26 protein-coding genes are annotated in these 26789 nt (G+C 72.0%); 15 read left to right on the top strand and 11 right to left on the bottom strand.

Annotated elements, in window-relative coordinates; genetic code table 11:
• On the top strand, positions 1 to 1179 hold a 1179-nt coding region (locus EAO76_RS31430), incomplete at its 5' end, for a PQQ-binding-like beta-propeller repeat protein (protein WP_148839262.1).
• Between the two features lie 24 nt (positions 1180 to 1203).
• Here the strand turns inward: EAO76_RS31430 and EAO76_RS31435 are convergent.
• Entirely contained in the window at positions 1204 to 1830 is a 627-nt protein-coding gene (locus tag EAO76_RS31435; RefSeq protein WP_148839263.1) for a PepSY domain-containing protein, read from the bottom strand.
• A 118-nt stretch (positions 1831 to 1948) separates the two neighbouring features.
• Here EAO76_RS31435 and EAO76_RS31440 point away from each other — a divergent pair, with 118 nt between their 5' ends.
• Positions 1949 to 2611: a response regulator transcription factor gene (locus tag EAO76_RS31440; RefSeq protein WP_148839264.1), complete on the top strand. Its 663-nt coding sequence runs from the start codon at positions 1949 to 1951 to the stop codon at positions 2609 to 2611.
• Entirely contained in the window at positions 2608 to 4062 is a 1455-nt protein-coding gene (locus EAO76_RS31445; protein WP_148839265.1) for a HAMP domain-containing sensor histidine kinase, read from the top strand. Before EAO76_RS31440 ends, EAO76_RS31445 begins: the two co-directional genes overlap by 4 nt.
• Before the next feature lie 65 nt (positions 4063 to 4127).
• Here the strand turns inward: EAO76_RS31445 and EAO76_RS31450 are convergent, their stop codons facing one another.
• The 4 genes from EAO76_RS31450 to EAO76_RS31465 all read right to left on the bottom strand — a co-directional run bounded on the left by EAO76_RS31450 (position 4128) and on the right by EAO76_RS31465 (position 6810).
• Positions 4128 to 4604: a MarR family winged helix-turn-helix transcriptional regulator gene (locus tag EAO76_RS31450; RefSeq protein WP_148839266.1), complete on the bottom strand. Its 477-nt coding sequence runs from the start codon at positions 4602 to 4604 to the stop codon at positions 4128 to 4130.
• Positions 4605 to 4721: 117 nt separating this feature from the next.
• Complete coding sequence (locus EAO76_RS31455; RefSeq protein ID WP_148839267.1) at positions 4722 to 5531, bottom strand: AIM24 family protein; 810 nt, start codon at positions 5529 to 5531, stop codon at positions 4722 to 4724.
• On the bottom strand, positions 5528 to 6178 hold the full coding sequence (locus tag EAO76_RS31460) for an AIM24 family protein (RefSeq protein ID WP_148839268.1): 651 nt from the start codon (positions 6176 to 6178) through the stop codon (positions 5528 to 5530). Before EAO76_RS31460 ends, EAO76_RS31455 begins: the two co-directional genes overlap by 4 nt.
• On the bottom strand, positions 6178 to 6810 hold the full coding sequence (locus tag EAO76_RS31465; protein ID WP_148840413.1) for an AIM24 family protein: 633 nt from the start codon (positions 6808 to 6810) through the stop codon (positions 6178 to 6180). Before EAO76_RS31465 ends, EAO76_RS31460 begins: the two co-directional genes overlap by 1 nt.
• 327 nt (positions 6811 to 7137) lie before the next feature.
• On the opposite strand from EAO76_RS31465, the gene EAO76_RS31470 reads away from it, so the two are divergent.
• Both EAO76_RS31470 and EAO76_RS31475 read left to right on the top strand, forming a co-directional pair.
• Positions 7138 to 7488, top strand: a complete 351-nt coding sequence (locus tag EAO76_RS31470; RefSeq protein WP_148839269.1) for a DUF3817 domain-containing protein — start codon at positions 7138 to 7140, stop codon at positions 7486 to 7488.
• Positions 7485 to 7778: an MTH1187 family thiamine-binding protein gene (locus EAO76_RS31475; protein WP_148839270.1), complete on the top strand. Its 294-nt coding sequence runs from the start codon at positions 7485 to 7487 to the stop codon at positions 7776 to 7778. Before EAO76_RS31470 ends, EAO76_RS31475 begins: the two co-directional genes overlap by 4 nt.
• 51 nt (positions 7779 to 7829) lie before the next feature.
• Here the strand turns inward: EAO76_RS31475 and EAO76_RS31480 are convergent, their stop codons facing one another.
• Complete coding sequence (locus EAO76_RS31480; protein WP_148840414.1) at positions 7830 to 8828, bottom strand: DUF5937 family protein; 999 nt, start codon at positions 8826 to 8828, stop codon at positions 7830 to 7832.
• A gap of 310 nt (positions 8829 to 9138) precedes the next feature.
• Here EAO76_RS31480 and EAO76_RS31485 point away from each other — a divergent pair, with 310 nt between their 5' ends.
• The 4 genes from EAO76_RS31485 (at position 9139) to EAO76_RS31500 (ending at position 13161) form a co-directional block, all read left to right on the top strand.
• Complete coding sequence (locus EAO76_RS31485; RefSeq protein WP_187438911.1) at positions 9139 to 10386, top strand: MFS transporter; 1248 nt, start codon at positions 9139 to 9141, stop codon at positions 10384 to 10386.
• 10 nt (positions 10387 to 10396) lie between these two features.
• Entirely contained in the window at positions 10397 to 10906 is a 510-nt protein-coding gene (locus EAO76_RS31490; protein WP_148840415.1) for a MarR family winged helix-turn-helix transcriptional regulator, read from the top strand.
• A 102-nt stretch (positions 10907 to 11008) separates the two neighbouring features.
• On the top strand, positions 11009 to 11341 hold the full coding sequence (locus EAO76_RS31495) for a DUF3817 domain-containing protein (RefSeq protein WP_148839271.1): 333 nt from the start codon (positions 11009 to 11011) through the stop codon (positions 11339 to 11341).
• A 119-nt stretch (positions 11342 to 11460) separates the two neighbouring features.
• Complete coding sequence (locus tag EAO76_RS31500; protein WP_148839272.1) at positions 11461 to 13161, top strand: methylmalonyl-CoA mutase; 1701 nt, start codon at positions 11461 to 11463, stop codon at positions 13159 to 13161.
• A gap of 94 nt (positions 13162 to 13255) precedes the next feature.
• On the opposite strand, the gene EAO76_RS31505 is transcribed toward EAO76_RS31500, so the two are convergent.
• The gene (locus EAO76_RS31505; RefSeq protein ID WP_148839273.1) at positions 13256 to 13885 is read right to left on the bottom strand and encodes a TetR/AcrR family transcriptional regulator; all 630 of its coding nucleotides are present in this window, start codon (positions 13883 to 13885) and stop codon (positions 13256 to 13258) included.
• A gap of 339 nt (positions 13886 to 14224) precedes the next feature.
• Between EAO76_RS31505 and EAO76_RS31510 the strand changes: the two genes are divergently transcribed.
• The 4 genes from EAO76_RS31510 (at position 14225) to EAO76_RS31525 (ending at position 18351) form a co-directional block, all read left to right on the top strand.
• Positions 14225 to 15199: a tetratricopeptide repeat protein gene (locus EAO76_RS31510; RefSeq protein WP_187438851.1), complete on the top strand. Its 975-nt coding sequence runs from the start codon at positions 14225 to 14227 to the stop codon at positions 15197 to 15199.
• Between the two features lie 601 nt (positions 15200 to 15800).
• Positions 15801 to 16442 carry a DUF6230 family protein gene (locus EAO76_RS31515; RefSeq protein WP_148839274.1) on the top strand — a complete coding sequence of 214 codons (642 nt, stop codon included), beginning with the start codon at positions 15801 to 15803 and terminating at the stop codon, positions 16440 to 16442.
• Positions 16443 to 16535: 93 nt separating this feature from the next.
• Entirely contained in the window at positions 16536 to 17102 is a 567-nt protein-coding gene (locus EAO76_RS31520) for a DUF6114 domain-containing protein (protein ID WP_148839275.1), read from the top strand.
• On the top strand, positions 17092 to 18351 hold the full coding sequence (locus EAO76_RS31525; RefSeq protein WP_148839276.1) for a hypothetical protein: 1260 nt from the start codon (positions 17092 to 17094) through the stop codon (positions 18349 to 18351). Before EAO76_RS31520 ends, EAO76_RS31525 begins: the two co-directional genes overlap by 11 nt.
• Positions 18352 to 18435: 84 nt before the next feature.
• Here EAO76_RS31525 and pyk read toward each other — a convergent pair whose 3' ends face one another.
• The 3 genes from pyk to pta form a co-directional block, all read right to left on the bottom strand.
• A complete protein-coding gene (pyk, locus tag EAO76_RS31530; RefSeq protein WP_148839277.1) occupies positions 18436 to 19866 on the bottom strand; it encodes a pyruvate kinase in 1431 nt (476 codons plus the stop codon).
• A 74-nt stretch (positions 19867 to 19940) separates the two neighbouring features.
• A complete protein-coding gene (locus tag EAO76_RS31535; RefSeq protein ID WP_148839278.1) occupies positions 19941 to 21191 on the bottom strand; it encodes an acetate kinase in 1251 nt (416 codons plus the stop codon).
• Between the two features lie 4 nt (positions 21192 to 21195).
• Positions 21196 to 23322, bottom strand: coding sequence for a phosphate acetyltransferase (pta, locus tag EAO76_RS31540; protein ID WP_148839279.1), 2127 nt, complete (start codon positions 23320 to 23322; stop codon positions 21196 to 21198).
• Between the two features lie 306 nt (positions 23323 to 23628).
• Here pta and EAO76_RS31545 point away from each other — a divergent pair, with 306 nt between their 5' ends.
• Positions 23629 to 24654, top strand: a complete 1026-nt coding sequence (locus EAO76_RS31545; RefSeq protein ID WP_148839280.1) for an ATP-dependent 6-phosphofructokinase — start codon at positions 23629 to 23631, stop codon at positions 24652 to 24654.
• Positions 24655 to 24894: 240 nt separating this feature from the next.
• On the top strand, positions 24895 to 25914 hold the full coding sequence (locus EAO76_RS31550; protein ID WP_148839281.1) for an XRE family transcriptional regulator: 1020 nt from the start codon (positions 24895 to 24897) through the stop codon (positions 25912 to 25914).
• A gap of 89 nt (positions 25915 to 26003) precedes the next feature.
• Here the strand turns inward: EAO76_RS31550 and EAO76_RS31555 are convergent, their stop codons facing one another.
• On the bottom strand, positions 26004 to 26597 hold the full coding sequence (locus EAO76_RS31555) for a helix-turn-helix transcriptional regulator (protein ID WP_148839282.1): 594 nt from the start codon (positions 26595 to 26597) through the stop codon (positions 26004 to 26006).
• Positions 26598 to 26789 lie beyond the last annotated feature (192 nt).

Consider the following 26789-nt stretch of genomic DNA (forward strand, 5'->3'; position numbering starts at 1 on the left):
GCCGCCCGTTCCGGCGGCCTTCACGGCGTAGTAGAGGACCTTGCCGGACGGGACGGAGTCGGTCACCCGGGCGCCGTCCGGACCGCGGCGTACCCGGCCGTCTACCCCGGCGGCGACGCCGGGCGCACCGGGGACTTCGGGAAGGCGGCCACGGAGCTCGCGGCCCAGCCGGCGGGCTGGAAGGCGTGGAAGACCCGGATCGAGGGCGGTCCGGCGAAATGCGTCCTCGCGGACACGGCCCTGGTCTGCGGCGGCTCGCCGCGCGTCACCGTGCTGGACGCGGCGAACGGGAAGCGGCGCTGGCAGTCCCCGCCGGGGAGGGCGGGAGCCGACCCGGCCTCGGTGGCCGCCGTCGTCGGTGCCACCGTGTACGTCTTCGAGGACGGCGCCCTGGTGGCGCGCGCCCTGTCCGACGGGGCCGAGCGGTGGCGGGAGCCGCTGCCGGACGGCGCCCGGGTGACCGACTCCGTCCCGTCCGGCAAGGTCCTCTACTACGCCGTGAAGGCCGCCGGAACGGGCGGCGCGCGGATCGTCGCCCGGGAACTCACCGGCAAGCACGCGGTCAAGTGGGACGAGGAGTGGGACGACCGGGCCGACGGGGCCGCCCTGGCCTTCTCCGACGGCCGGCTCGTCGTGGCCGGGGACGGCGTCACCGTCCTGAAGGGCACGGACGGCAGCCGGCTGGGCTCCGTCGGGGCCGGGGACGTCTCCTGCCGCATGCCGGTCCTGAAGGGGAAACTGCTGCTGTGCGCCGGTTCCGGCGGGCTGACGGTGATCGACGCGACCGCCCCGCGGAACCGCCGTTCGGTCGCCGCCGGGGTGGACATCGTCTACCGGCCCGCGCTCTCGGACGACGGCAGGGCCGTGGTGGGCAGCCGGACCGGCACGTACGCGTTCGGCGTGGCCGACGGGCGGCAGTACTGGGCGACCTACGAGGGCGGCAAGGGCCTGGAGATGGTGGGGCCGTCGGTCCTGATCGGGGACCGGGCCTTCGTGGTGGGCGAGTCGAAGCTGGACGGCATCGACATGGACACCGAGGGGGAGCCGGACTGGACCAGCGACCCGATGGTCGGATGGCCGGACGGGGTCGACCCGGCGAGCGTCTCGCTCGTCGTGCGGGGGAACGTCGTCTTCCTGTCCTTCGAGGACGGGACGGTCCTGTCGGGCCTGGTGCCCTGACGTTCCCCCGGCGGGCGGGGCCCGTCAGCCGTCGTCGCCGTCGCGGTCGTCGTCGTGCCTGTCGTCGTGCTTGCCGTCGCCCCCGGCGTGCCCGTCGTCGTCCGACCGGTCCGCGGTGACCTTGCCCGTCCTCGCGTCGACCTCCAGCTCGTGCTCCTTGCCGTCCTCGCCCCGGACCTCGACCTCCCAGTGCGCCGCGCCGCGGTCGTCGTCCAGGTCGACGGAGGTCACGGTCCCGGGGGCCGCCTTCAGCGCGGCGCCGGTCGCCGAGTCCAGCGACACGGCGGCCGACCGGGGGGCGTGCCGGTCGCGGTCGTCGTCCTCGTCGTCGGTGTGCTTGCCGAGCACCTTGCCGTTGCCCGCGTCCACCGTCACGTCGTGCCAGACCTTGTCGGAGCCGTACACGTCGAGCTCCCAGACCAGCCCGCCGTCCTCGTCGTCCAGTTCGGCCCCGGTGACCGTGCCGGGGACGGCCTTCAGGGCGGCGGCGACGGCGTCCTGCACGGAGACGCGGGCGGTGCCGTCGCTCGCCACGCTGCTGCGGACCTCGCGGTCGTGGCCGTCGTCGTCGGCGAAGGCGACCGCGCCGGCGGCCCCGCCGCCGACCAGCACTGCGGCGGCGACTGCGGCGATGACGATCTTGCGCTTCATGGGGTTCCTCCCGATCGGGTGCTCAGGTCTCGACGGGAACCACACTGCCGGGGTGATGCTGAACGCAGCCTGAAGCCACCTGAAGCCGTCTTCAGGTTCGGTTTGCGACCCTGGGCCCATGCGTCTGTTGATCGTGGAGGACGAGAAGCGGCTGGCGACGTCCCTGGCCGCCGGGCTCACCGCCGAGGGCTTCGCCGTGGACGTCGTGCACGACGGGCTCGAAGGACTGCACCGGGCCTCCGAGGGGGTGTACGACCTCGTCGTCCTCGACATCATGCTGCCCGGGATGAACGGCTACCGGGTCTGCGCCGCCCTGCGCGCCGCCGGTCACGAGACGCCGATCCTGATGCTGACGGCGAAGGACGGGGAGTACGACGAGGCGGAGGGCCTGGACACCGGGGCCGACGACTACCTGACCAAACCGTTCTCGTACGTCGTGCTCGTGGCGAGGATCCGGGCGCTGCTGCGGCGCCGGGGCGGGCGCGGTGCCTCCCCGGTGATCGAGGCCGGTTCCCTGCGCATGGACACCGCGGCCCGCCGCGTCCACCTCGGCGGCACCGAGATCGCCCTCACCACCAAGGAGTTCGCGGTGCTGGAACAGCTCGTGCTGCGGTCCGGGCAGGTGGTGAGCAAGGCGGACATCCTGGAGCACGTCTGGGACTTCGCCTACGACGGCGACCCGAACATCGTCGAGGTGTACGTGAGCACGCTGCGGCGCAAGCTCGGCGCGTCCGCCATCCGCACCGTGCGCGGGGCGGGCTACCGGCTGGAGGCGCCGTGAGGTCGGTACGGGCCAGGGCCGCGCTGGGCGCCACGGTGGTGGTCGCCCTCGCGCTGATCGGCGCCGGGATCGCCGTGCTCCTGGTGCTGCGCGCCAACCTCACCGGGCAGGCGGGGCTCCAGGCCGAGGTGGTGGCCCGTGAGGTGGCCGGTCAGTTGGCCCTCGACGTGCCCTACGACCGGCTGGAGACGCGCGACGAGGAGGACCACCCGGTCCAGGTGGTCGACGAGGACGGGCGCGTGGTCGCCGTCTCCAAGGACCTGGAGGCGATCTCCGGGACCGGCACGGACCGGGTCTCGCCGGTCCCGTCCGCCGCCCCGGGACGGGGCTCCGGCTCCGACGACGGGGAGGACGGGGACGACGACCCGGCGGACGACGACGGGGCCGCCCCGGCCCGCGGCGAAGTCGACCCGGACGAACCGGACTTCACCAACGGCACCGCAACCGTCGACGGCGAGAGCGCCGACTACCGCTTCGCCTCCGTCCGGGCGACCACGTCCCGGGGGGTGACCCTGACCGTCCACGCGGGCGCCCCGCTGGCCGCCGAGCAGGAGGCCGTGGGCACCGTGCGCGGCGCGATGCTGATCGGGCTGCCGGTGCTGCTGCTCGTCGTCGCCGGGGTGACCTGGCTGGTGACCCGGCGGGCGCTGCGCCCGGTCGAGGGCATCCGGCGCGAGATGGCCGCGATCACCGCGTCCGAGGACCTGAGCCGCCGGGTGCCGGAGCCCGCCTCGCGCGACGAGATCGCCCGGCTGGCCCGCACCACCAACGAGACCCTGACGGCCCTGGAGGCGTCGGTGGACCGCCAGCGCCGGTTCGTCGCGGACGCCTCGCACGAACTGCGCAGCCCGATCGCCTCCCTGCGCACCCAGTTGGAGGTGGGCGCGGCCCATCCGGAGCTGCTGGACGTGCCGGGCGCGGTCGCCGACACCGTACGGCTCCAGGCGCTGGCCGCGGATCTGCTGCTGCTGGCCCGGCTGGACGCGGGGGAGCGGCCGGGCCGTTCGACGCTGGACCTGGGGGCGCTGGTGCGCGAGGAGGTCTCCCAGCGGGTCGGCGACCGCATCCCGGTGACGGTGTCGGTTCCGGACTCCGGCGACTTCGAAGTGACCGGATCGCGCGGGCAGTTGGCGCGGGTGATCGGCAATCTGCTGGACAACGCCGAGCGCCACGCACGGGACACGGTGACGGTCTCGGTGCGGGCGGCGGAGCGGGGCGACGTCCTCGTCGAGGTCACCGACGACGGGGCGGGGGTCCCGGCGGACGAGCGCGAGCGGATCTTCGAGCGCTTCGTCCGCCTCGACGACGCCCGCACCCGGGACGACGGCGGCGCGGGCCTCGGCCTGGCCATCGCCCGGGACGTCGCCGTCCGGCACGGTGGCGGGCTGACGGCGGACGGCGCGCCGGAGGGCGGCGCCCGGTTCACGCTCCGGCTGCCGGCCGCCGGCTGAGCACCGCGTACCGCCGTACCGGTGCACCGCCGGGCGGGGCCGGACGCCGTCCGGCCCCGGTGCGGTCAGATCTTGCCGCGGCGTCCGCGCAGGTGTTCCGCGACCGGCGTCAGGGCCGCGTGCAGGTTCGCCAGCGCCTCCGGCGTCAGCAGGTCCATGAAGTGCTTGCGGACGGAGGCCACGTGGTGCGGGGCCACCTTCCGCATCGTCTCCGCGCCGTCCTCGGTCAGGACCGCGAACAGACCGCGCCGGTCGGACTCGCAGTTCTCCCGGCGGACCAGCCCGGCGTTCTCCATCCGGGTGATCTGGTGCGAGAGCCTGCTCTTGGACTGCAGCGTCGCGGCGGCGAGGTCGCTCATCCGCATGCGCTGGTCCTCCGACTCCGAGAGGTTGACCAGGATCTCGTAGTCGTTGTTGGTCAGTCCGAACGGCTGGAGGTCCTTCTCCAGCTGGTGCATCAGCAGCCTGCTGACGTCCAGGTGGGTGCGCCAGGCGCATTGCTCCGCGTCGCTCAGCCAACGGGTGGCCGTCTCGGTCTCCATAATGTGGATTCTACCTAAGAAGTTGAAAGCCGGACGAAGTGAGGGGTGTGACGGTCGGTACCCGCCGGAGGAGGGCCGGGGCGCAGACGTTCGACGTCACGCTCCGCAGACTACCGTTCACAAACCGAAGCGACGCTGGAGATCCCCCAGCTGACCGGGCAATCGGGGTGAGGCGCCAGGTTGACCCGAGCCGCCGGACGTCCGGGGCGGCACGCCGGGACGGCCCGGCCCCCCGCCGCCGGGCACCCCGGGCTCGCCCGGCACCGCTCCCGTCGCCTGCTCGGCCATCAGGACCTCGGTCGACTGGAGCAGCACCGTGCCCGCCCCGACGAACTCGAACTGGTGCTCCTCGCCCGAGGTGCCCCCGATGCCGGTCAGCGCCCGCAGCCCGCCGATCACGCCCGTCATGTAGCCGTGGTCGTAGTGGTGGCACGGCGAGGGGCAGTCCGCCCAGCCCACCAGGGCCTGCGGATCGACCCGCAGCGGCGGCTCCATGAAGACCACCGGACCGTTGGAGGCGGCCACGAACTTCCCCGTGCCGATCAGGGTCAGGAAGCCCGGCACGATCGACTGCTTCAGCGCCAGCGTCGGCTGGTAGGCGAGCAGGTTGCCGGACCGGATCGTCAGGTTCCCGTCGTCCAGGTCGTAGGAGTTCACGTCGAAGGCCCGGTCCGCGAGCAGCATCTTGCCGCTGCCCTCGGCCACCACCCAGTCGCCCGCGTGCAGCGGCGAGTGGAAGCTCGTGCGGAGCAGCCGGTCGAAGCGGCCGTTGCCCACGCCGTCGAACTCGATCCGCCCGTAGTAGGCGATCATCTTGCCCTTCTGCAGGAACCACTGGCTCCCCTTGAGCTCCACGCAGAAGGTGTACGCGTTGACGTTGTCGTCCGACGGCAGCGTCATCGGATCGAAGATCACGGGCGTGCTCACAGCTTCTCCTCCGAGGCCTGGACGTACACCGCGCCGCTGCCGCTCAGCTCCAGCTGGAACGCCTCGCCGGAGCCGCGCCCCACCATGTCGCGCCAACCGAGCGCGGTGGAGAGCTTGTTGCGCACGTCGCCGTGGTGCGCGACGTACGCCTGCGGGTCCACGTGCACCGAGCGGCCCGGGACGATCGGCAGCTCGATCACCCCGCCGTGGGCCATCACGGCGACCGAGCCGTGCCCCTTCAGGGTGGTGGTGAACAGCCCCTGGCCGGTCACCTGGCCGCGCACCATGCCCATCACGCCGCCCTGCGAACCCATGAACATGGTGCCCTGCTGGAGCGTCCCGTCGAAGGCGAGCAGCCGGTCGGCCTCCACGTACAGGGTGTCGCCGGACAGGTCGATCACCTGGATGTGGTGGCCGCCGTGGCCGAACATCACCGTGCCGTTGCCCTCGACCGTCATCAGCGGGGTCGCCTCGCCCGCCACCCGGCGGCCGATCATCGACATCACGCCGCCCTGGCCGCCCTGGATGTTCGGGGTGAACGACACCTCGCCGCGGTGGGCGAGCATCGCCCCGCGCTGGCTGAACAGCTTCTGGCCGGGAACCACCGTCGCCTCGACCATCCTCGAGTTGATCTCGCGGAACGGCATCAGACATCGCCCCCGATGGTGTTCCGCTCGCTCGGCTGGACGTAGACGACGCCCTCGCCCTCGAACCGGATCTGGAAGGACTCCCCGGAGCTCTCGCCGATCAGCGTCCGGAAACCGACTCCCGTCTGGAACTGCTGGCGCAGGTCGCCCTGGTGGGCGACGTAGGCGCCGGGGTCGACGCACAGCGGGTACTGCCCGGAGACCCGCAGCGCCACCGCCGCGCCGTCCGACATGATCGCCACCTGCCCGGTGCCCTCGACGGTGGTGGTGAACAGTCCGTTGCCGCTCGCCCCGCCGCGCAGCCCGGTGAAGGTGGTGCCGGTGCGCAGCGAGGAGTCGGTGCACAGCAGGTTGCTCGCCTCGACGTGGAGCTTGTCGCCGTGCAGCGAGACGAGGGTGATCTCGCTCGCCCGGTCCGCGAAGTAGCAGGTGCCCTCGCCGGTCACCTGCATCACGGCCATCTGCTCACCGGTCAGCCGACGGGTCACCATCCCGCGCAGGCCGTCACCGCCGCCGGTCATCTTCTTGAACGTCATCCGGCCGTCGTAGGCGACCATCGAGCCGTTCTTCGCCTTGACGGCGTCACCGGCCAGGTCGACGGCGAGCGTTCTGCTGCCTTGGAGTCGGAACATTGCCACGGACCCGACGTTAACCGGCGGGCCCCGGGCCGGGACAGGGCCCCGGGCATGATCCGGCCCCCTTGACGGACCCCTGATACGCATCCGGGACGGTATCCGTACGCGATCGGGACGTTACGGCCCGGGACGCCGGTCCCGCGGTACGGAACGCGGGCCCCGCGGTGCGGGACCGGTCGCCGCGCCCCGCCGGAGGACGCCCCGGACCGCACATCCGTCCGGGACCGCCCCCGCCGCCGGGTGCCGTCCGGGCCGATGCCACAATGGGGCGAGCTTGTGCCCGCGTTCACAAGCTGTCACGACCCTCCCACCGAAGGTGCCCCCGTGGACATCAAGACCGCTACCGCCCTGCACCGGCTGCGCCTCATCTCGATTCCCGAGGCGCTCTCCTTCCCGGCACTGATCATCTTCGGCTCGGTCCTCAGCCGGGTCTCGGACATCGACTTCCTGATGATGCCGCTCGGCATCCTGCACGGCGTGCTCTTCGTGATCTACGCCGTCCTGCTGCTCGACGTCTGGACCAAGACCAAGTGGCCGCTGAAGCGCGTCGCGCTCTTCTTCCTGCTGGCGGTGGTGCCGTTCGGCGGTCTGTACGGCGACAAGCTGCTCAAGCGCTACGAGGCCGACGGCGTCATCGCCGCCCGCGCCCGCCGCGAAGGCGTGGTCAGCGCATGATCGTCGCGTTCTCGGTCAGCCCGCTGGGCGTGGGCGAGGACGTCGGCGAGTACGTCGCCGACGCCGTCCGCGTCGTCCGCGAATCCGGGCTGCCCAACCGCACGGACGCCATGTTCACCTCCATCGAGGGCGAGTGGGACGAGGTCATGGACGTCGTCAAGCGGGCCGTCGCCGCCGTCGAGGCCCGCGCCGGGCGCGTCTCCCTCGTACTGAAGGCCGACATCCGCCCCGGCGTCACCGACGGCCTGACCGGCAAGGTCGAGACGGTCGAGCGATACCTGGCGCGGTGAACCGGTCCGGTTCCCGGGGCCCCGTGAAACCCGCGCACGCGCGCGGGTCCTTCACGGGGCCCCGGCCGTCAGCGCGATGCCCAGGGGAGTGCGCTCGTACAGCACCTGGTGGCCGTACCGGCGTGAGGTGAGCAGCCCCGCCGCGCGCAGCACCGACAGGTGCTCCGACACGGACGAGGGCGCGAGCGAGAGCCGGTGCGCCAGCGCCGTGGTCCCGGCCGGTTCGTCGAGTGCGCACAGGACGTCGGCGCGGGCCCGCCCGAGCAGCCGGGCCAGTACGTCGGGGGTGCGGTCCGCGGCCTCCGTCCACAGGCCGCCGATGCCGCGGGCCGGATAGATCACCGCGGGCAGCCAGGGCGGCTCGTAGCCGCCGACGACATCGGGCCAGACGAAGACGCTGGGCATCAGGACCAGTCCCTCCCCGCCGAGCACCCGGGCGTGGTTCCCGCGGGTGCCGGTCACCGTGAGCGTCGATCCGGTCCAGCGCAGCTGCGGGCTCAGCTCGCCCAGCAGCCGCTCGAAGCCGATCTCGGCCAGCCGTCGCGAGTGGTAGGCGATGTCGGCCTCCAGCAGGGCGCGCAGACGCGGCCAGTGCGGCTCGATCATCAGATGCCAGGCCCGCTCCAGCAGATCCGCCAGCTCCTGGACCGTACGCGCCGGATCGGCCAGCATCCGGCGCCCGGCCGGGGAACCGGTGCCGCCGGGCATGTCGGCGAGGGCCAGGGCCATGTCGTCCGCGGCCACCGACGGATCGACCGCGCGGACGGCGGCGAGCTCCTCCTCGAAGCCGGCCAGCGGGCCGATCGGGGGCGGGCAGAGGAAGTCGGGGTTGTGCCCGCCGTCGGGCATCAGCCGCCACAGCGGTTCCAGGTCCAGCCCGGCGGCGGTCTCCTCGATCCGCCGCAGCCACGGCAGGTGGTAGCCGTGCCGGCCCGGCCGGGCGAGCGTGCGCACGGCTTCCTGCGTCTCCCAGAGCGGGGAGAGCGCGAAGCGGCAGCGGAGCAGGTCGCAGACGACGAGGACCCGGCGGGCGGGGTACCGGTCGGCGATCCCGGCGAAGAGGGTGCCGCCGACCGCATAGGGGAGGAGGCCCAGCGCGAAGGTGAGGGCGGAGAGCAGCGGTGAGCCGGTGAGGTCGTAGACGAGGACGGTGAGGGCGAGTTCGCTGACGGAGACGCCGAGCAGCGAGAGCAGGTGCGCCGCGAACACGGCCCGGAACTCCCGCACCCGGAACACCGCCCGCACCCGGAACACCGCCCCCGGGCCGACGCCTCCGGCACCCGCCCCGGAGTCCCGCGAGCCGCACGACCCGAGCCGGGCGCGGGGCTCCGGGAACGAGGCGGGCGGCGGGTACCGGGCGGTGTTCCGGGTGCGGGAGTTCCGGGCCGTGTTCGCGGCGCACCTGCTCTCGCTGCTCGGCGTCTCCGTCAGCGAACTCGCCCTCACCGTCCTCGTCTACGACCTCACCGGCTCACCGCTGCTCTCCGCCCTCACCTTCGCGCTGGGCCTCCTCCCCTATGCGGTCGGCGGCACCCTCTTCGCCGGGATCGCCGACCGGTACCCCGCCCGCCGGGTCCTCGTCGTCTGCGACCTGGTCTGCGCCTGCTGCGTCGCCGTCATGGTGCTGCCCGGCACCCCCGTCGGAGGGCTCCTCGCGCTGCGGTGCGCCGTGGCGGCGGTCGCGCCGGTGTTCACCGGGACACGGGCCGCGGCGCTCACCGACATCCTCGGCGAGGGCGACCTCTACGTCCTGGGCCGCTCGCTGCTGCGGATCATCTCCCAGTCCGCCCTGCTCATCGGTTTCGGGGCCGGCGGACTGCTGCTGGCCGCGCTGACGCCGCGCGGGGCGATCGCGGTCGCCGTCGGCACGTTCTGCTGCTCGGCGCTGCTGCTCCGCTTCGGCACCCGGGCCCGGCCGGCCCGGTCGGTCGCGGCGGACGGGGGCGGCGGGACGCTGCTGGGGGATTCCCTCTCCGGCACCCGGGCGGTCCTCGCCGACCGCCGGATCCGGGCGCTGATGCTGCTCTTCTGGGTGCCCGCCCTCTTCGTGGTCGCGCCGGAGGCCCTGGCCGCGCCCTACGCCGACGCCATCGGCGCCGGGCCCGCGGCGCTGGGGCTGATGATGTGCGCGATGGCCGTCGGCCACATCGGGGCGGAGCTCTGGGCGGGGTCCGCCCTCGGCCCCCGCACCCGCTCCCGGATCGTGCTGCCCGCGGCCGCCCTCGGACTGCTTCCCCTGCTGCTGTACGCGTCCCGTCCCGGCATGGTGCTCACCCTCGTCTCCCTGGTGCTGACCGGGGTGGGGGCGGCGTACGTCATCGGGCTCGACCAGTGGTTCCTCGACGCGGTGCCCGAGGCGCTGCGGGGCCGGGCGATGACCCTGCTCACCGCCGGGCTGATGACGGTCCAGGGCGTGGGGATGGCCCTCGCCGGGCTGGCCGCGGAGTTCTTCCCGGTCCATCAGGTCGTCGCCGCCTCGGGGGCGGTGGGCACCCTGTGCACGCTGCTGGTGATCCGGGAGGTCCGCGCCACCCGCCCGCGATCCGGGGAACACGTGCTCGGTACCGAAGTCCGAGACGGGGCTGACCACCATGTGACCAATGGGTAAGGTCGATGCCGTGCCGAAGCCGCTCAGTCTCCCCTTCGACCCCATCGCCCGCGCCGACGAACTCTGGCAGCAGCGCTGGGGCCCGGTGCCCTCGATGGGGGCGATCACCTCGATCATGCGCGCCCAGCAGATCCTGCTCGCCGAGGTCGACGCGGTCGTCAAGCCGTACGGACTGACCTTCGCCCGGTACGAGGCGCTGGTGCTGCTCACCTTCTCCAAGGCCGGTGAGCTGCCGATGTCCAAGATCGGGGAGCGGCTGATGGTCCACCCCACCTCCGTCACCAACACCGTGGACCGGCTGGTGCGCTCCGGACTGGTCGCCAAGCGCCCCAACCCCAACGACGGCCGCGGAACCCTCGCCTCCATCACGGACAGGGGCCGCGAGGTCGTCGAGGCGGCGACGAAGGACCTCGTCGGCATGGAGTTCGGACTCGGGGTGTACGACGCCGAGGAGTGCGCCGAGATCTTCGCCATGCTGCGTCCGCTGCGGGTCGCGGCCCACGACTTCGAGGAGGCGTAGGCGCGGGCTCGGGGGAGGGGTGCCGGGGCGGGGAATGGAACGGCGTTTCGAGGGCCCGGCCCGCTGCAAGATCGCCCCGGACGTGCGGTTACGCTCGGTTCCATGAAACCCAGCGTGCTGACCCGCTATCGGGTGATGGCCTACGTCACCGCCGTCATGCTGCTCGTCCTCTGCGTCTGCATGATCTTCAAATACGGCTTCGACAAGGGCGAGGGCCTGACGCTCGTCGTCTCCCAGGTCCACGGTGTGCTCTACATCGTCTACCTGATCTTCGCCTTCGACCTCGGTTCCAAGGCGAAGTGGCCGATGGGCAAGCTGCTCTGGGTCCTGATCTCCGGCACCATCCCGACGGCCGCGTTCTTCGTCGAGCGCAAGGTCGTCCGCGAGGTCGAGCCGCTGCTCGCCACCGCCGCCCCGGCGACCGCCAAGGCCTGAGGGCCCGCCGGTCCGCCGGTCCGCGACCGGTCCGTCCGCACCCCCCCGAACCGCCCCGTGCCGAGCACCGGGCGGTTTGCCATCGACATTTACTAGGACGTCCTAGTAAATTCGAGGGCATGGACGCTGACGCGATCGAGGAGGGCCGCCGCCGCTGGCAGGCCCGTTACGACAAGGCCCGCAAGCGCGACGCGGACTTCACCACGCTCTCCGGGGACCCGGTGGAGCCCGTCTACGGGCCCCGCCCCGGCGACGCGTACGAGGGGTTCGAGCGGATCGGCTGGCCCGGCGAGTACCCCTTCACCCGGGGGCTGCACCCGACCGGCTACCGGGGCCGCACCTGGACCATCCGCCAGTTCGCGGGCTTCGGCAACGCCGAGCAGACCAACGAGCGCTACAAGATGATCCTGGCCGCCGGCGGCGGCGGGCTCAGCGTCGCCTTCGACATGCCGACCCTGATGGGCCGCGACTCCGACGACCCCCGCTCGCTCGGCGAGGTCGGGCACTGCGGCGTGGCCATCGACTCCGCCGCCGACATGGAGATCCTCTTCAAGGACATCCCGCTCGGCGACGTCACCACGTCCATGACGATCAGCGGCCCCGCCGTCCCGGTCTTCTGCATGTACCTGGTCGCCGCCGAGCGCCAGGGCGTCGACCCGGGGGTGCTCAACGGCACGCTCCAGACCGACATCTTCAAGGAGTACATCGCGCAGAAGGAGTGGCTCTTCCAGCCCGAGCCCCATCTGCGCCTCATCGGCGACCTGATGGAGCACTGCGCCCGCGACATCCCCGCCTACAAGCCGCTCTCGGTCTCCGGCTACCACATCCGCGAGGCCGGCGCGACGGCCGCGCAGGAGCTCGCGTACACCCTGGCCGACGGCTTCGGCTACGTGGAGCTCGGCCTCTCCCGCGGCCTGGACGTCGACACCTTCGCGCCCGGCCTCTCCTTCTTCTTCGACGCGCACCTCGACTTCTTCGAGGAGATCGCCAAGTTCCGCGCCGCCCGCCGGATCTGGGCCCGCTGGATGAAGGAGGTCTACGGGGCGAAGACCGACAAGGCGCAGTGGCTCCGCTTCCACACCCAGACCGCAGGCGTCTCGCTCACCGCCCAGCAGCCGTACAACAACGTCGTGCGGACCGCCGTCGAGGCGCTCTCCGCGGTCCTCGGCGGCACCAACTCGCTGCACACCAACGCCCTCGACGAGACCCTCGCGCTCCCCTCCGAGCAGGCCGCCGAGATCGCGCTGCGCACCCAGCAGGTGCTGATGGAGGAGACCGGCGTCGCCAACGTGGCCGACCCGCTGGGCGGTTCCTGGTACGTCGAGCAGCTCACCGACCGGATCGAGGCCGACGCCGAGAAGATCTTCGAGCAGATCAAGGAGCGCGGCACCCGGGCCCACCCGGACGGGCAGCACCCGATCGGGCCCATCACCTCCGGCATCCTGCGCGGCATCGAGGACGGCTGGTTCACCGGCGAGATCGCCGAGTCCGCCTTCCGCTACCAGCAGGCGCTGGAGAAGGGCGAGAAGCGGGTCGTCGGCGTCAACGTCCACCACGGCTCGGTCACCGGCGACCTGGAGATCCTCCGGGTCAGCCACGAGGTCGAGCGCGAGCAGGTCCGGGTGCTGGGCGGCCGCAAGGACGCCCGCGACGACGCCCGGGTGAAGGCGGCCCTGGACGCGATGCTGGCCGCCGCCCGCGACGGCTCCAACATGATCGCGCCGATGCTCGACGCGGTGCGGGCCGAGGCCACGCTCGGCGAGATCTGCGGAGTCCTGCGCGACGAGTGGGGCATCTACACGGAGCCGCCGGGCTTCTGACGGACGGACGGGTTCCCGGGAGCGGCGGGGCGGCGGGCCCCGCTCCCGGGAACCGCACCGTCGTGTCCGTACCGCGCACCGCCGGGGGCGGTGCTCAGACGGAGGCCGCCGCGCCCAGCCCCGCGAGCAGCAGCACGGTGAAGCGGCGGGCCCAGTCCGCGTCCACGGGCTCCGCGCTCACCAGGACCCGGTGCACCACCGCACCGGCGATCACGTCGAAGATCAGGTCGGCGGTCGTCGCCGCCACGTCCTCGTCCTGTTCCCGGGGCAGTTCCCCGCGCTCCTGGGCCCGTCGGCGCCCCTGGAGCACCAGCCGCTTCTGCCGGTCCACGATCGAGTCGCGTATCCGGGCCCGCAACGCCTCGTCGCGGGTCGACTCCGCGACCACCGCCATCAGCGCCGTCCGGGTCTCCGGCCGCTCCAGCAGCGCGGCGAACTGGAGCACCACCGACTGCACATCGGCCGACAGGCTGCCCAGATCGGGCAGTTCCAGTTCGTCGAAGAGCACCGCGACGGCGTCCACGACCAGTTCGTTCTTGCCCGCCCACCGCCGGTACAGGGTCGTCTTGGCGACCCCGGCCCGCGTCGCCACGTCGCTCATCGTCAGCTTCGACCAGCCGAGATCGACCAGGGAGGCCCTGGTCGCCTCCAGGATGGCCTCGTCGGCCGCGACGCTGCGCGGGCGTCCCGTTCGTGGGGGTTTGGGGTGGGGGCGGCTCGGCATGCCGTGACCATACCGGTCAGTAAGTAGAACCGACCGGTCCCCGGAGCCGTGAGACAGATCACCGGGCGCACTTGTGCGCGAGGGGTACGGGGAAGTTACGCTACGGGTCGTAGCGTAAGGGCGACGGTCATGCCGTCGTGACGCCGCGACCGAATGACAACCGCAGGCACCGGGTGGGGACCCGGGGCCGAAACGGGCCTTTCAGGGGTCCAACGGGTCTTTCAGGGGCCCTCGGACCGTGTCCGTCCGCGCGTCCCCCGCACACCGGCGGGGGTTGTGGGCGGACACGGTTCCCGTCTCGCTTTTCGGATCGGCGTGCCAAGGGGGGAGGATGTACGTATGCAGCCTAGGAACATGTCCATGAGCGGCGTCGTCGACCTCGCCGCGGTGAAGGCGGCCGGTGAGGCCAAGGCGAAAGCGGAGCAGGCCCGTGCCGAGGCCGCCCGGCAGGGCGGTGGCGGTGCCGTGTCCCCGTCCGCCCTGGTGATCGACGTCGACGAGGCGGGCTTCGAGAGCGATGTCCTGCAGCGTTCCGCCGAAGTCCCGGTCGTCATCGACTTCTGGGCCGAGTGGTGCGAGCCGTGCAAGCAGCTGGGTCCGCTCCTGGAGCGCCTGGCCCGTGAGTACAACGGCCGCTTCGTGCTGGCCAAGATCGATGTCGACGCCAACCAGATGCTGATGCAGCAGTTCGGCATCCAGGGCATCCCGGCGGTCTTCGCCGTCGTCGCCGGCCAGGCCCTCCCGCTCTTCCAGGGCGTGGCCCCCGAGGCCCAGATCCGGCAGACGCTGGACCAGTTGATCCAGGTCGGCGAGGAGCGGTTCGGGCTCACCGGGATCGTGGTCGACCAGGACGCCGCGGAAGACGCCGACCGGGCCCCGGCCGAGGTGCCCGCCGGGCCGTACGACGCCCTGCTCGAAACCGCCGCGCGGGCGCTGGACGCCAATGACTTCGCCGGCGCCGTCCAGGCTTACCGCGACGTCCTGTCCGACGACCCGGCCAACACGGAGGCCAAGCTCGGCCTCGCCCAGGCCGAACTCCTCTCCCGGGTCAAGGACATGGACGCGCAGCAGGTCCGCAAGGACGCGGCCGAGGGACCGGCCGACGTCGCCGCGCAGCTCGCGGCGGCCGACCTGGATCTGGTCGGCGGTCATGTCGAGGACGCCTTCGGCCGGCTCGTCGAGACGGTGCGCCGCACCTTCGGCGACGACCGGGACGCCGCGCGGGTGCGGCTGCTGGAGCTGTTCGAGGTGATCGGCCCGGACGACCCGCGGGTCGTGGCCGCGCGTACGGCGCTGGCCCGGGTCTTGTTCTGATGTGACAACACGGCCGCGGCGCCCGCCGGTTGCCGCGGCCGTTTTCGCGATCGGGCGATAAGAGACACCTCCGCTTTACCAAATCTTGATAAAGGTAGAGCCTGTTACTCGGAGTAAATCCCGACCCGGGATCTGTCCCCTTTGGGGTGTCGATCCACCCCTTCGTCCGCCGATTCGGTGCCACCCTGTGTGGCGGCCCGGTCTCGGTCGGTCGAGCGTTGGTTATCAGGCCGTTACTAGCGAGTAACGAACCCCCTTGTGCCACGGGCGGGAATGCACCACGATCGGCCGGGCTCGGTCCAATAACGTCAGCCCGACCGCCAGTCGGTGCGGCGGCCCCGTTGGGTCCCCACCGAGTGGGTCGGCGGCAGTCGTGGCCGGCTCCGGACAGGGGGGTTCCTGCCGTCCGGCAGGGCCTGTCCGATACGGGTCGCGCGCATGCGTGACCAGTGGTTGTCGCTCGGGGGTGATCGCCGGTGGTTCGGGCGCGGTTCGTGCCTCCGTACGCAGGCGCTCTCCTTCCCGAGGACGTAGCACTTCTCCCATCCCAGGACGGGCCGAGGCCCGGACCGGAGATGTACGTCCGAGAAGGAGGAAAAATATGAGTTCCCAGGTTCGTGGCGGCACCAGATGGAAGCGTTTCGCTCTGGTCATGGTGCCGAGCGTCGTCGCGACCGCGGCGGTGGGTGTCGGTCTCGCGCAGGGTGCCCTCGCGGCGTCCTTCAGCGTGTCCGGCCAGAGCTTCAAGGTGAGCACGGACAAGCTCGTCGGTGAGGACTTCGTCCAGTACGGCAGCGTCGCTACCGGCAAGGACCTCAAGGGCGGCGACGCGGCGCACGCCGTGGCCGTGTCCGGCTTCAGCAAGGCCACCATCACCAACATGTGCCAGTCGGTGGTCACGCCTGGCCTGCCGTTCGGCCTCGGCACCGTCACGCTCCAGCTGAAGGCGGGTACGGACCCGGCCAAGCCGGTACGGGCGACCAACCTGTACCTCGATGTCGCCGAGCTCGACGCCGACGCGTCGTTCAAGAACATCGACATCGGCGTCGCGGCCGGCAACGTCGGCAAGCCCGGCATCCAGCCGAAGACCGAGGACAGGGTCAACCCGAACGGCTTCGCGCAGCGCGCCGAGTCGGTGACGCTGAAGAACGTGAAGCAGACGGCGTGGGCGACCACGGCCGGTACGTTCAAGCTCAGCAACCTGAGCCTGCGGCTGCACAGTGGCGTCAAGGAGTGCTACTAAGCACCCGCCGGGTGGCCGGGACCTCCTCGCGGGGGCCCGGCCACCCACCCTTTCACCTCTCACAGCAGTACCGGTTCCAGGGAGCTGTTTTCCATGAGCCCCGAGTCCACAGGGCAGAACGACCATTACCTTCGCGTCTTCTGGCGCGCATTCCGTGTCTGGCGGGGTAATCGGCCGTTCTGGGCGGGCCTGTTCACCATGGTGGGTGGCCTTCCCATCGCGTATTTCCCGTACGCCAACATGCACCTCGGCAACGTCACGCTGGCGATGTCCACGACCGCCGGGGCCGGGTCCCTGATCATCGGGGTCCTGCTGATCACGCTGGGGCTCACGATGTGGTTCCACCACATCGTGCGGGTGTTCGCCGGCGTCGCCGCGATCCTGCTGGCGCTGATCTCGATTCCGGTGGCCAACCTCGGCGGCTTCCTGATCGGTTTCCTGTTCTCCATGCTGGGCGGCGCGCTCTCCGTCTCGTGGGCCCCGGGCGAGCCGAAGCCCGACCCCGGGCCCGTCGGCGCGGTGGACTCCGCGGCGGCCGGGAACGGCCTGGGCGCGCAGGAGCCCGGTTCCGAGTTCCACACCACGGCGGCGGTGTCCCAGCAGCCGGAGCAGTACGACACGACAGTTGAGGTCGACGGCGGGAGGCATCGTGCGGGGTGACGAGACGCAGCTGAACTCGACCGGGGAGGACCTCCGGCCGAAGAGCGGACCGCGTCACGCGGCCCCCAGGAAGTCGCTGTTGACGAAGCTGCACATACCGGCCGGCAAGGCGTTCGCGCTCGCCGCGATGCCGACGGCCGTCTTCGTGGGCATGGGTCTCACCCCCAAGCTCGCGATGGCCGACGACAACCCGGAGATCCCGTTCGCTCCCGGCCCCTGCGTGACCCGCTCCGACGAGCCGAGCGAGTCGCCCTCGCCGTCCGCCTCCCGGACCGGGTCGCCGTCCCCGTCCGCCACCGACTCCGGTGACGGGAAGACGGACGACACGACGGCCCCGAAGCCCTCGGCCACCCCGTCCGCGGGCGAGGCCGCGAAGCCGGAGACGAAGGCCGCGGCACCCGCCGCCACGCCGAGCGACTCGCCCACCCCGACGCAGTCGAGGAACCCGCTCGACCCGCTGGGCGTCGGCGACGCGCTGCGTGACCTCTTCGACGGACCGGACAAGAAGGAGGAGACGGCGGACCCGTCCCCGACCGGGAGCACCGAGTCCCCGAAGCCGTCGCAGACCGCCGAGAAGCCCGCCGAGAAGGCCACCGACACCGCGGAGAAGACGGCGGACGAGGCGGCCGGCAGGACCGCCGACGCCATCCGCGAGGCCGCGGGCAGGGCGGGCGAGAAGGTCGAGGAGCTGGACGAGAGCGTCAAGGGCCTCGACGCCAAGAAGGACGAGGACATCCCGGACGGCGCCAAGCAGCCCTTCCCCTGCCCGACCCTCGACGCCGAGGCGCTGGCCGCGGCCGACCTGGAGGCGGGCATCCCGCTGCTCCCGGACGACCCGTGGATCCTGGAGAGTTCGGCGCTCACCCTCAAGGGGCTGGACTACAAGGGCATCGTCGAGGTGAAGACGTACGGCGGCACCGTCAAGAAGGTGCTGAAGTTCACCGCCAGCTCCATCGACATCGACAACCTCCACCAGAAGACCGTCGGCCCGAACGGCACGACGGCCCACGTGGAGGCGCGGAAGGGCTCCAAGTCCACCATCCGCGACGGCGAGGTCACGATGTACACCGAGGAGCTGAAGGGCAATCTCTTCGGCCTGATCCCGGTGACGTTCAGCCCCCAGGCACCGCCCCCGCTGAACGTGCCCCTGGCCATCTTCACCAAGGTCAAGGTGGTCCAGGCCGGTCAGTTCGGCGGCACCCTCACCATCCCCGGGCTGCACAACTACTTCACCGGCGGGAACAACTAGAGACGGCGTTCCCGCACGGCACTGTGGGCCGCACTCCTCGGGGGAGTGCGGCCCACAGCCGCGCCGTACGGGATACGGGCCGGGTCAGTCGCGCGCGCCGCCGCCGACGTGGTGCACCCGGACCATGTTCGTCGTGCCGGGGATGCCGGGGGGCGAACCGGCCGTGATGACCATGGTGTCGCCCTCGTTGTAACGGCCCAGCTTCAGCAGCTCGCCGTCGACCAGGTCGACCATCGCGTCCGTGTTGTCCACGTGCGGCACCACATGGGCCTCGACGCCCCAGCTCAGCGAGAGCTGGTTGCGGGTGGACTCGTCCGTGGTGAAGGCCAGGATGGGCTGCTCCGCGCGGTAGCGGGAGAGCCGGCGGGCCGTGTCGCCGGACTTGGTGAAGGCGACCAGCGCCTTGCCGTTCAGGAAGTCCGCGATCTCGCAGGCCGCGCGGGCCACCGAACCGCCCTGGGTGCGCGGCTTCTTGCCCGGCACCAGCGGCTGGAGCCCCTTGGAGAGCAGCTCCTGCTCGGCGGCGACGACGATCTTCGACATCGTCTTGACCGTCTCGATCGGGTACGCGCCCACGCTGGACTCGGCCGACAGCATGACCGCGTCCGCGCCGTCCAGGATCGCGTTGGCGACGTCGGACGCCTCGGCGCGGGTCGGCCGCGAGTTGGTGATCATCGACTCCATCATCTGGGTCGCCACGATCACCGGCTTGGCGTTCCGGCGGCAGAGCTCCACCAGGCGCTTCTGCACCATCGGGACCTTCTCCAGCGGATACTCCACGGCCAGGTCGCCGCGGGCCACCATCACACCGTCGAAGGCCATGACGACCTCCTGCATGTGCTCGACCGCCTGCGGCTTCTCGACCTTGGCGATGACGGGGACCCGGCGGCCCTCCTCGTCCATCACCTTGTGGACGTCCTTGATGTCGTCGGCGTCCCGCACGAAGGACAGCGCCACCAGGTCGCAGCCCATCCGCAGGGCGAACCGCAGGTCGTCGACGTCCTTCTCGGACAGGGCCGGGACGTTGACCGCCGCGCCGGGCAGGTTGATGCCCTTGTGGTCGGAGATGACGCCGCCCTCGATGACGATCGTCCGCACCCGGGGACCCTCGACCGCGACGACCTTCAGCTCGACGTTGCCGTCGTTGATCAGGATCGGGTCGCCCTTGGCGACGTCGCCGGGCAGCCCCTTGTAGGTCGTGCCGCAGATCGACTTGTCGCCGGGGACGTCCTCCGCGGTGATGGTGAACTCGTCCCCGCGGACCAGCTCGACGGGGCCCTCGGCGAACTTCGCCAGACGGATCTTCGGCCCCTGGAGGTCGGCGAGCACGCCGATCGCCCGGCCGGTCTCGGCGGCGGCCCTGCGGACCCGGTCGTACCGGGCCCGGTGCTCCTCGTGGGTGCCGTGGCTGAAGTTGAAGCGGGCCACGCTCATGCCGGCCTCGATCAGAGCGACCAGCTGCTCGTGGGAGTCGACGGCGGGACCGAGTGTGCAGACGATTTTGGAACGGCGCATGGGGCGGATCCTATCGGTTTGTTTCGCTGCGGAATATTCCGTCTGGTGGAAGGTACAAAGGGGCGCGGGGGCGCTCAGTTGTGGACCTGTCCGACGAGCGCGAAGGTCTGGTCGGCGATCTCCAGTTCCTCGTCCGTCGGCACCACGGCGACCGCGACCCGCGCGTAGTCCGGCGAGATCAGCCGGGGCCCGCCGGACCGCACCTCGTTCAGATCCGCGTCCACCACCAGCCCGAACTCCTCCAGACCGGCGATGGCAGCCTGTCGCACCGGCGCAGAGTTCTCCCCGACCCCCGCCGTGAACACCACCGCGTCCACCCGGCCGAGGACCGCCGAATAGGCGCCGATGTACTTCTTCAGCCGGTGCACGTAGATGTCGAACGCCAGCGCCGCCCGCTCGTCGCCCTCGTCGACCCGGCGCCGGATCTCCCGCATGTCGTTGTCGCCGCAGAGCCCGACCAGACCGCTCTTCTTGTTGAGCAGGACGTCGATCTCGTCCGTCGACATGCCCGCGACCCGTTCGAGGTGGAAGGTGACGGCGGGATCGACGTCCCCGGAACGGGTCCCCATCACCAGCCCCTCCAGCGGGGTCAGCCCCATCGAGGTCTCCACGCACCGGCCCCCGGCCACCGCCGACGCCGAGGCGCCGTTGCCCAGGTGCAGCACGATGACGTTGACCTCCTCGGGTGCGCGCCCCAGCAGCTCGGCCGCCCTGCGCGAGACGTACGCGTGCGAGGTGCCGTGGAAGCCGTAGCGCCGGATGCGGTGCGCGTCGGCGGTCTCCGTGTCGATCGCGTACCGCGCCGCGTACTCCGGCATCGTCGTGTGGAAGGCCGTGTCGAAGACCGCCACCTGCGGGAGGTCCGGCCGCAGGGCCCGCGCGGTGCGGATGCCGGTGAGGTTCGCCGGATTGTGCAGCGGGGCCACCGGCACCAGGCGCTCGATCTCCTCCAGCACCTCGTCGTCGATCACCACGGGCTCGGTGAACCGCAGCCCGCCGTGCACCACCCGGTGGCCGATCGCCGCCAGCTCCGGGGAGTCCAGGCCCAGCCCGTCGGCCGCCAGTTCCTCGGCCGCCGCCTTCAGCGCCGCCTCGTGGTCGGCGATCGGACCGACGCGCTCGCGCTGCTCGGCGCCCCCGCCGAGCAGCGGGGTGTGCACCAGCCGGGAGGTCTCCTCGCCGATCCGCTCGACCAGCCCCACCGCGAGCCGGGAGCGGTCGTTCATGTCCAGCAGCTGGTACTTCACCGACGAGGAGCCGGAGTTGAGGACCAGTACGCGGTACGCGCCCGCCGCGCCGGAACCCTCTGTGGTCGGGATGGTCATCCGTTCACTCCTCGCCCTGCGCCTGGATCGCCGTGATGGCCACGGTGTTGACGATGTCCTGGACGAGCGCGCCGCGGGACAGGTCGTTGACGGGCTTGCGCAGCCCCTGGAGGACCGGCCCGACGGCCACCGCGCCCGCCGAGCGCTGCACGGCCTTGTAGGTGTTGTTGCCGGTGTTCAGGTCCGGGAAGACCAGCACCGTCGCCTGCCCCGCCACCTCGGAACCGGGCAGCTTCGTCGCGGCGACGCTCGGCTCCACCGCGGCGTCGTACTGGATCGGGCCCTCGATCCTGAGGTCCGGCCGGCTCGCCCGGACCAGGTCCGTCGCCGCGCGCACCTTGTCGACGTCGGCGCCCGAACCGGAGGTGCCCGTCGAGTACGACAGCATCGCGATCCGCGGCTCCACGCCGAAGCGGGCGGCGGTGGCGGCCGACTGCACCGCGATGTCGGCGAGCTGCTTCGCGTCCGGGTCCGGATTGACCGCGCAGTCGCCGTACACCAGCACCTTGTCGGCCAGGCACATGAAGAAGACGGAGGAGACGATCGAGGCGTCCGGCTTCGCCCTCCCGTCGCCCGCCACCGCCCCGCCCGACGGGCTCGGCTCGGCCGCCTTGGTCTTGATGATCTCGAACGCCGGGCGGATCGTCGCCGCGGTGGAGTGCACGGCGCCGGAGACCATGCCGTCCGCCAGGCCCTCCTCGACCATCAGGGTGCCGAAGTAGTTGACGTCCGCGACGACGTCGTACGCCAGCTCCACCGTGACCCCGCGGTGCGCCCGCAGCCGCGCGTACCGCTCGGCGAACACCTGGCGCAGCTCGGAGGTCTGCGGGTCGACGATCCGGGTCTCGGCGAGGTCGATGCCGAGGTCGGCCGCCTTCTTGCGGATGAGGTCGGGATCGCCGAGCAGGGTGAGGTCGCAGACGTCGCGGCGCATCAGCACGTCGGCGGCGCGCAGCACCCGTTCCTCGGTGCCCTCCGGCAGGACCACCCGGCGCCGGTCGGCGCGGGCCTGCTCCAGCAGTTCGTGCTCGAACATCATCGGGGTGACGCGGTCGCTGCGGGCCACCGAGATCCGCTCCAGCAGGGCGCCGGTGTCCACATGGCGTTCGAACAGGCCCAGCGCGGTCTCCGCCTTGCGGGGCGTCGCCGCGTTCAGCTTGCCCTCCAGGGCGAAGAGCCTGGCCGCGGTGGGGAAGGAGCCGCCGGCCACCGACACGACCGGGGTGCCCGGTGCGAGTCGCGCGGCCAGCGTGAGTATCTCCTCGCCCGGGCGCTCGTCCAGGGTCAGCAGCACACCGGCTATGGGCGGCGTCCCGGCACTGTGCGCGGCCAGCGAGCCGACCACCAGGTCCGCCCGGTCCCCGGGGGTGACCACCAGGCAGCCCGGCGTCAGCGCGTTCAGCATGTTCGGCAGCATCGCGCCGCCGAAGACGAAGTCCAGCACGTCCCTGGCCAGTCCGGAGTCGTCGCCGAGCAGCACCGTGCCGTCCAGCGCCGCGGTGATCTGGGCGACGGTCGGCGCGGAGAGCGCCGGATCGTCGGGCAGGACCGAACAGGGGACGGGCAGCCGGGCCGCCAGCCGGTCCGCGATGGCGTCGCGGTCCTCGGACGCCACCCGGTTCACGACCATCGTGATGACGTCGCAGCCCAGCCCGGCGTAGGCGCGGTGGGCGTTGCGGGCCTCGGCCCGCACGGACCGGGCGTCCTGGCCCTTCCCGCCGACCACCACGATCACCGAGGCGCCGAACTCGTTGGCCAGGCGCGCGTTGAGCGCCAGCTCGTCGGGCAGCTGGGTGGCGGCGAAGTCGGTGCCGAGCACCAGCACGACCTCGTACTTCCGGGCGACCTGGTGAAACCTTTCGACGAGCCGGGTCACCAGCTCGTCCGTGCCCTGCTCCGCCTGGAGCGCGGACGCCTCGTGGTAGTCCAGGCCGTAGGCCGAGCCGGGGTCCTGGGAGAGCCGGTAGCGGGCCCGCAGCAGTTCGAACAGCCGATCGGGTCCGTCGTGGACGAGGGGCCGGAACACCCCGACCCGGTCCACCTGACGCGTCAGGAGTTCCATGACTCCCAGATCGACGACCTGGCGGCCGTCTCCCCGGTCGATCCCGGTCACGTACACGCTGCGCGTCACGCGTGCTCTCCCGTCCGATTGCGGTTTGGGATGGTATTGACATGTTGACGATACCTGTGGGGGGCGAGGCGCCGCCCGCCGGGCGAACGGCCCCGTTCCGGGGCCCGCCGGAGCCTTCCCCGGCCCCGTCGCTGGCCCCGTCACCGGTGCGCCGCGACGTACCGGCGGGACACCCGTGAGGGCGTCCCCGGCCCGCCGGGAGCGCCAGGTCCGTACCAGCGTGGAACAATTGCCGTGGCCACGGTACGGGGAACGTCGGCGACCGACCCCAGGCGCCCGGCACGGACGAGCAGGAGACACAGCACGATGCGCATCGGAGTTCTCACCGCAGGCGGCGACTGCCCAGGCCTGAACGCAGTGATCCGGTCGGTCGTGCACCGAGCCGTGGTGGGTCACGGCGATGAGGTCATCGGCTTCGAGGACGGGTTCAAGGGACTCCTCGACGGCCACTTCCGGGCCCTCGACCTCAACGCGGTCAGCGGAATCCTCGCCCGCGGCGGCACCATCCTCGGCTCGGCCCGGCTGGAGCGCGACCGGCTGCGCGAGGCCGCCGAGAACTGCGCCGAGCTGAGCCGCCGTTACGGCATGGACGCCCTCATCCCGATCGGCGGCGAGGGCACCCTGACCGCCGCCCGGATGCTGTCGGACGCCGGGATGCCCGTCGTCGGCGTGCCCAAGACCATCGACAACGACATCTCCGCCACCGACCGCACCTTCGGCTTCGACACCGCCGTGGGCGTCGCGACCGAGGCCATAGACCGTCTCAAGACCACCGCCGAATCGCACCAGCGGGTCATGGTCGTCGAGGTGATGGGCCGCCACGCGGGCTGGATCGCGCTGGAGTCCGGCATGGCCGGCGGCGCGCACGGCATCTGCCTCCCCGAGCGCCGCTTCGAGGTCGACGACCTGGTGAAGATGGTCGAGGAACGCTTCGCGCGCGGCAAGAAGTTCGCGGTCATCTGCGTCGCCGAGGGCGCGCACCCGGCCGAGGGCTCCATGCCGTACGCCAAGGGCGAGATCGACCAGTACGGCCACGAGCGCTTCCAGGGCATCGGCAACCGGCTGGCCATCGAGCTGGAGACCCGGCTCGGCAAGGAGGCCCGACCGGTCATTCTCGGCCATGTCCAGCGCGGCGGCACGCCGACCGCGTACGACCGGGTGCTCGCCACCCGCTTCGGCTGGCACGCGGTGGAGGCGGCCCACCGGGGCGACTTCGGGCGGATGACGGCGCTGCGCGGCAACGACATCGTGATGGTTCCGCTCGCCGACGCGATCACCCAGCTCAAGACGGTTCCCAAGGACCGGATGGACGAGGCGGAATCGGTCTTCTGACCCGCCCGCGCGACGGCGCCGTCGCGTGCCGGAACCCGGCGGCCCTGACTGTCCCCCCGTGGACGGTCAGGGCCGCTCGCCGTTGCTCCGGCCCGTGGCCGTACGGAGGCACCGGAACCGGACGGCCCCGGTGCCGGAATCAACTCTTGAGCCCGGGGCCCGGATCAACAAGGCTTGTCCCTGTCCGGGACATGTCCCAACTCTGTCCGGACACGGATTCCAGGGGAGGGGCACGGAAACATGGTGGTCGAGGGCAGGGCTCCGGACCCCCGGGAGGCGCGGAGCGCGGACGAGTTCGTCGCCCTCCTGCGGATGCTCAAGGACGCGTCGGGGCTGACGTTCCGCGAACTGAGCCAGCGGGCCGACGCCGTCGGGGACGTCCTGCCGAGGTCCACGATCGCCAACATGCTCGGGCGCACGTCCGTCCCGCGCGAGGAACTCCTCGCCGCGTTCGTACGGGCCTGCGGATGCGGGCCCGCGGAGGTCGGGGACTGGCTCGTGGTGCGCAAGGAACTCGCCGTGCACGGGCGGCGGAGCGCGACGGCCGGGAGCGGGAGCGGGAGCGGCGACCGGGCGGAGGAGGACGGGGCGGCCGGGGCGGCCGGGGACGACCCCGCGGACCGGTCGGCGCGGCCGTCGTCCGCCCCGCCCGCCGGCCCGGACCCCGCCCGCCGCCGGAGGGWCCGCATCGTCCTGACGGCGGTCCTCCTGGCGGTCGTGCTCGCCGCCGTCGCGACGACCGTCGTTCTGATCGGAGGGGACGGGGGCCGGCCGGACACCCGCTCGGCGACCGGGCCCGTGGCGGGGCGGACGGTGCAGATACGGTCCGTGCACTCCGGGTTCTGCCTCTCCGAGGAGCGGGGCAGCGACAGCGGGCGGCTGTACCAGGTGCGGTGCGAGCAGGAGACGATCCCGGGCTTCTCCCTCCGGCCGCTGGGCGGGGGCGTCTGGCGGATCGAGACCGACCACCCGGTCTACGGTCCGGGCTGCACCGGGATCTGGAACGGGGTGGAGGACGACGGGGCCCCGCTCCAGGACCAGGAGTGCGGCAAGCGCGACGAGGCGGAGCAGTTCCGGATCGAGCCCGTGGGCAGCCCCGTCGAGGGCTACCGGATCCGTCCCGTCCACACCCGCCTGTGCGTCGGTGCCGAGAGGTACAGCAAGGAGCGCGGCGCCGAACTGGTGCAGACGGACTGCGCGGGGGAGAAGAAGAGTCTGTTCTCCTTCGACCCGGTGGCGACGGGGACGGCCGGCGGCTGAGACCGGGCCGTGGTGACGGGGCGGCCGGTGGCTGGGACCGGGCCGGGCGGTCCGGCCCCGGGCCGGGTGGCGGCCGGCCGGAGCGGGGTTCAGACGTGCGGCCCGTGCACTCCGGCCGTCCGCCAGAACCGCTCCAGGACCTCGGCCAGGAAGGCCCGCCCCGCATCGCCCGTCGTCCCGGCCCGCTCCGCACCCGTGCCGCTCCAGCTCAGCGTCGGGGCCATCAACGCCTGGTAATCGGCGTGCAGTTGCTCCAGCACGTCCTGGACCACCCCGCGTTCCAGCGGCACCAGCTTCGCCACCGGCCGGACCCGGGCCTGCCAGCGCGTCGTCACCGCGTCGCGCAGCAGCCCGGTCAGCTCCTCGTCCCGGCCGGACACCGTCACGAACCCGGCGGCCGTCAGCCCCAGCACCTTGTTGAGCAGCGCCGACTGCCGGTCGTTGCCGCGCCAGCGCCCGGAATCCTCCATCCGCCGGTACGCGTCCCCGGTCAGCCCCAGCAGCCGGGCGAACTCCGCCGGGTCCAGGCCCTTGGCCATCCGGTGCTCCCGCAGGGTGCGGGCACCGGTGAGCAGTTCGCCCGGGGAGCACCACAACACCCCGGCCAGCGCCGTGAGTTCGTACTCGCTCGGCACGGCGGTGCCCCGCTCCCAGGCGATCACCGTGTCGGTGGCGATCCGCAGCCCGTACTGGGCGCCGACGCGTCGGAACTCGTACCGATCCCCCGCATGCCCCCAGTCTCACCCGGCCGGTGAAACCGCGAAGAGGCGTATTCCGGCCGAGGTTCCCTCGGAAAGGAACCCTCTAGGAGGATCCTACGATTCATGGATATCGGTGGAACACACCGTAGTCATGCCACTTCTTGACTCCTACGG

Origin of the sequence: Streptomyces sp. sk2.1 (assembly GCF_008120935.1) — a bacterium.
In the GTDB taxonomy this organism is placed as follows: Bacteria; Actinomycetota; Actinomycetes; order Streptomycetales; family Streptomycetaceae; genus Streptomyces.

Bases quoted from the DNA above. Each gene is read 5' to 3' on its own strand.
- EAO76_RS31435 (WP_148839263.1), bottom strand. From the start codon at position 1,830: ATGAAGCGCAAGATCGTCATCGCCGCAGTCGCCGCCGCAGTGCTGGTC.
- EAO76_RS31440 (WP_148839264.1), top strand. From the start codon at position 1,949: ATGCGTCTGTTGATCGTGGAGGACGAGAAGCGGCTGGCGACGTCCCTG.
- EAO76_RS31450 (WP_148839266.1), bottom strand. From the start codon at position 4,604: ATGGAGACCGAGACGGCCACCCGTTGGCTGAGCGACGCGGAGCAATGC.
- EAO76_RS31460 (WP_148839268.1), bottom strand. From the start codon at position 6,178: ATGCCGTTCCGCGAGATCAACTCGAGGATGGTCGAGGCGACGGTGGTT.
- EAO76_RS31465 (WP_148840413.1), bottom strand. From the start codon at position 6,810: ATGTTCCGACTCCAAGGCAGCAGAACGCTCGCCGTCGACCTGGCCGGT.
- EAO76_RS31475 (WP_148839270.1), top strand. From the start codon at position 7,485: ATGATCGTCGCGTTCTCGGTCAGCCCGCTGGGCGTGGGCGAGGACGTC.
- EAO76_RS31495 (WP_148839271.1), top strand. From the start codon at position 11,009: ATGAAACCCAGCGTGCTGACCCGCTATCGGGTGATGGCCTACGTCACC.
- EAO76_RS31500 (WP_148839272.1), top strand. From the start codon at position 11,461: ATGGACGCTGACGCGATCGAGGAGGGCCGCCGCCGCTGGCAGGCCCGT.
- EAO76_RS31505 (WP_148839273.1), bottom strand. From the start codon at position 13,885: ATGCCGAGCCGCCCCCACCCCAAACCCCCACGAACGGGACGCCCGCGC.
- EAO76_RS31510 (WP_187438851.1), top strand. From the start codon at position 14,225: ATGCAGCCTAGGAACATGTCCATGAGCGGCGTCGTCGACCTCGCCGCG.
- EAO76_RS31515 (WP_148839274.1), top strand. From the start codon at position 15,801: ATGAGTTCCCAGGTTCGTGGCGGCACCAGATGGAAGCGTTTCGCTCTG.
- EAO76_RS31520 (WP_148839275.1), top strand. From the start codon at position 16,536: ATGAGCCCCGAGTCCACAGGGCAGAACGACCATTACCTTCGCGTCTTC.
- pyk (WP_148839277.1), bottom strand. From the start codon at position 19,866: ATGCGCCGTTCCAAAATCGTCTGCACACTCGGTCCCGCCGTCGACTCC.
- EAO76_RS31535 (WP_148839278.1), bottom strand. From the start codon at position 21,191: ATGACCATCCCGACCACAGAGGGTTCCGGCGCGGCGGGCGCGTACCGC.
- EAO76_RS31545 (WP_148839280.1), top strand. From the start codon at position 23,629: ATGCGCATCGGAGTTCTCACCGCAGGCGGCGACTGCCCAGGCCTGAAC.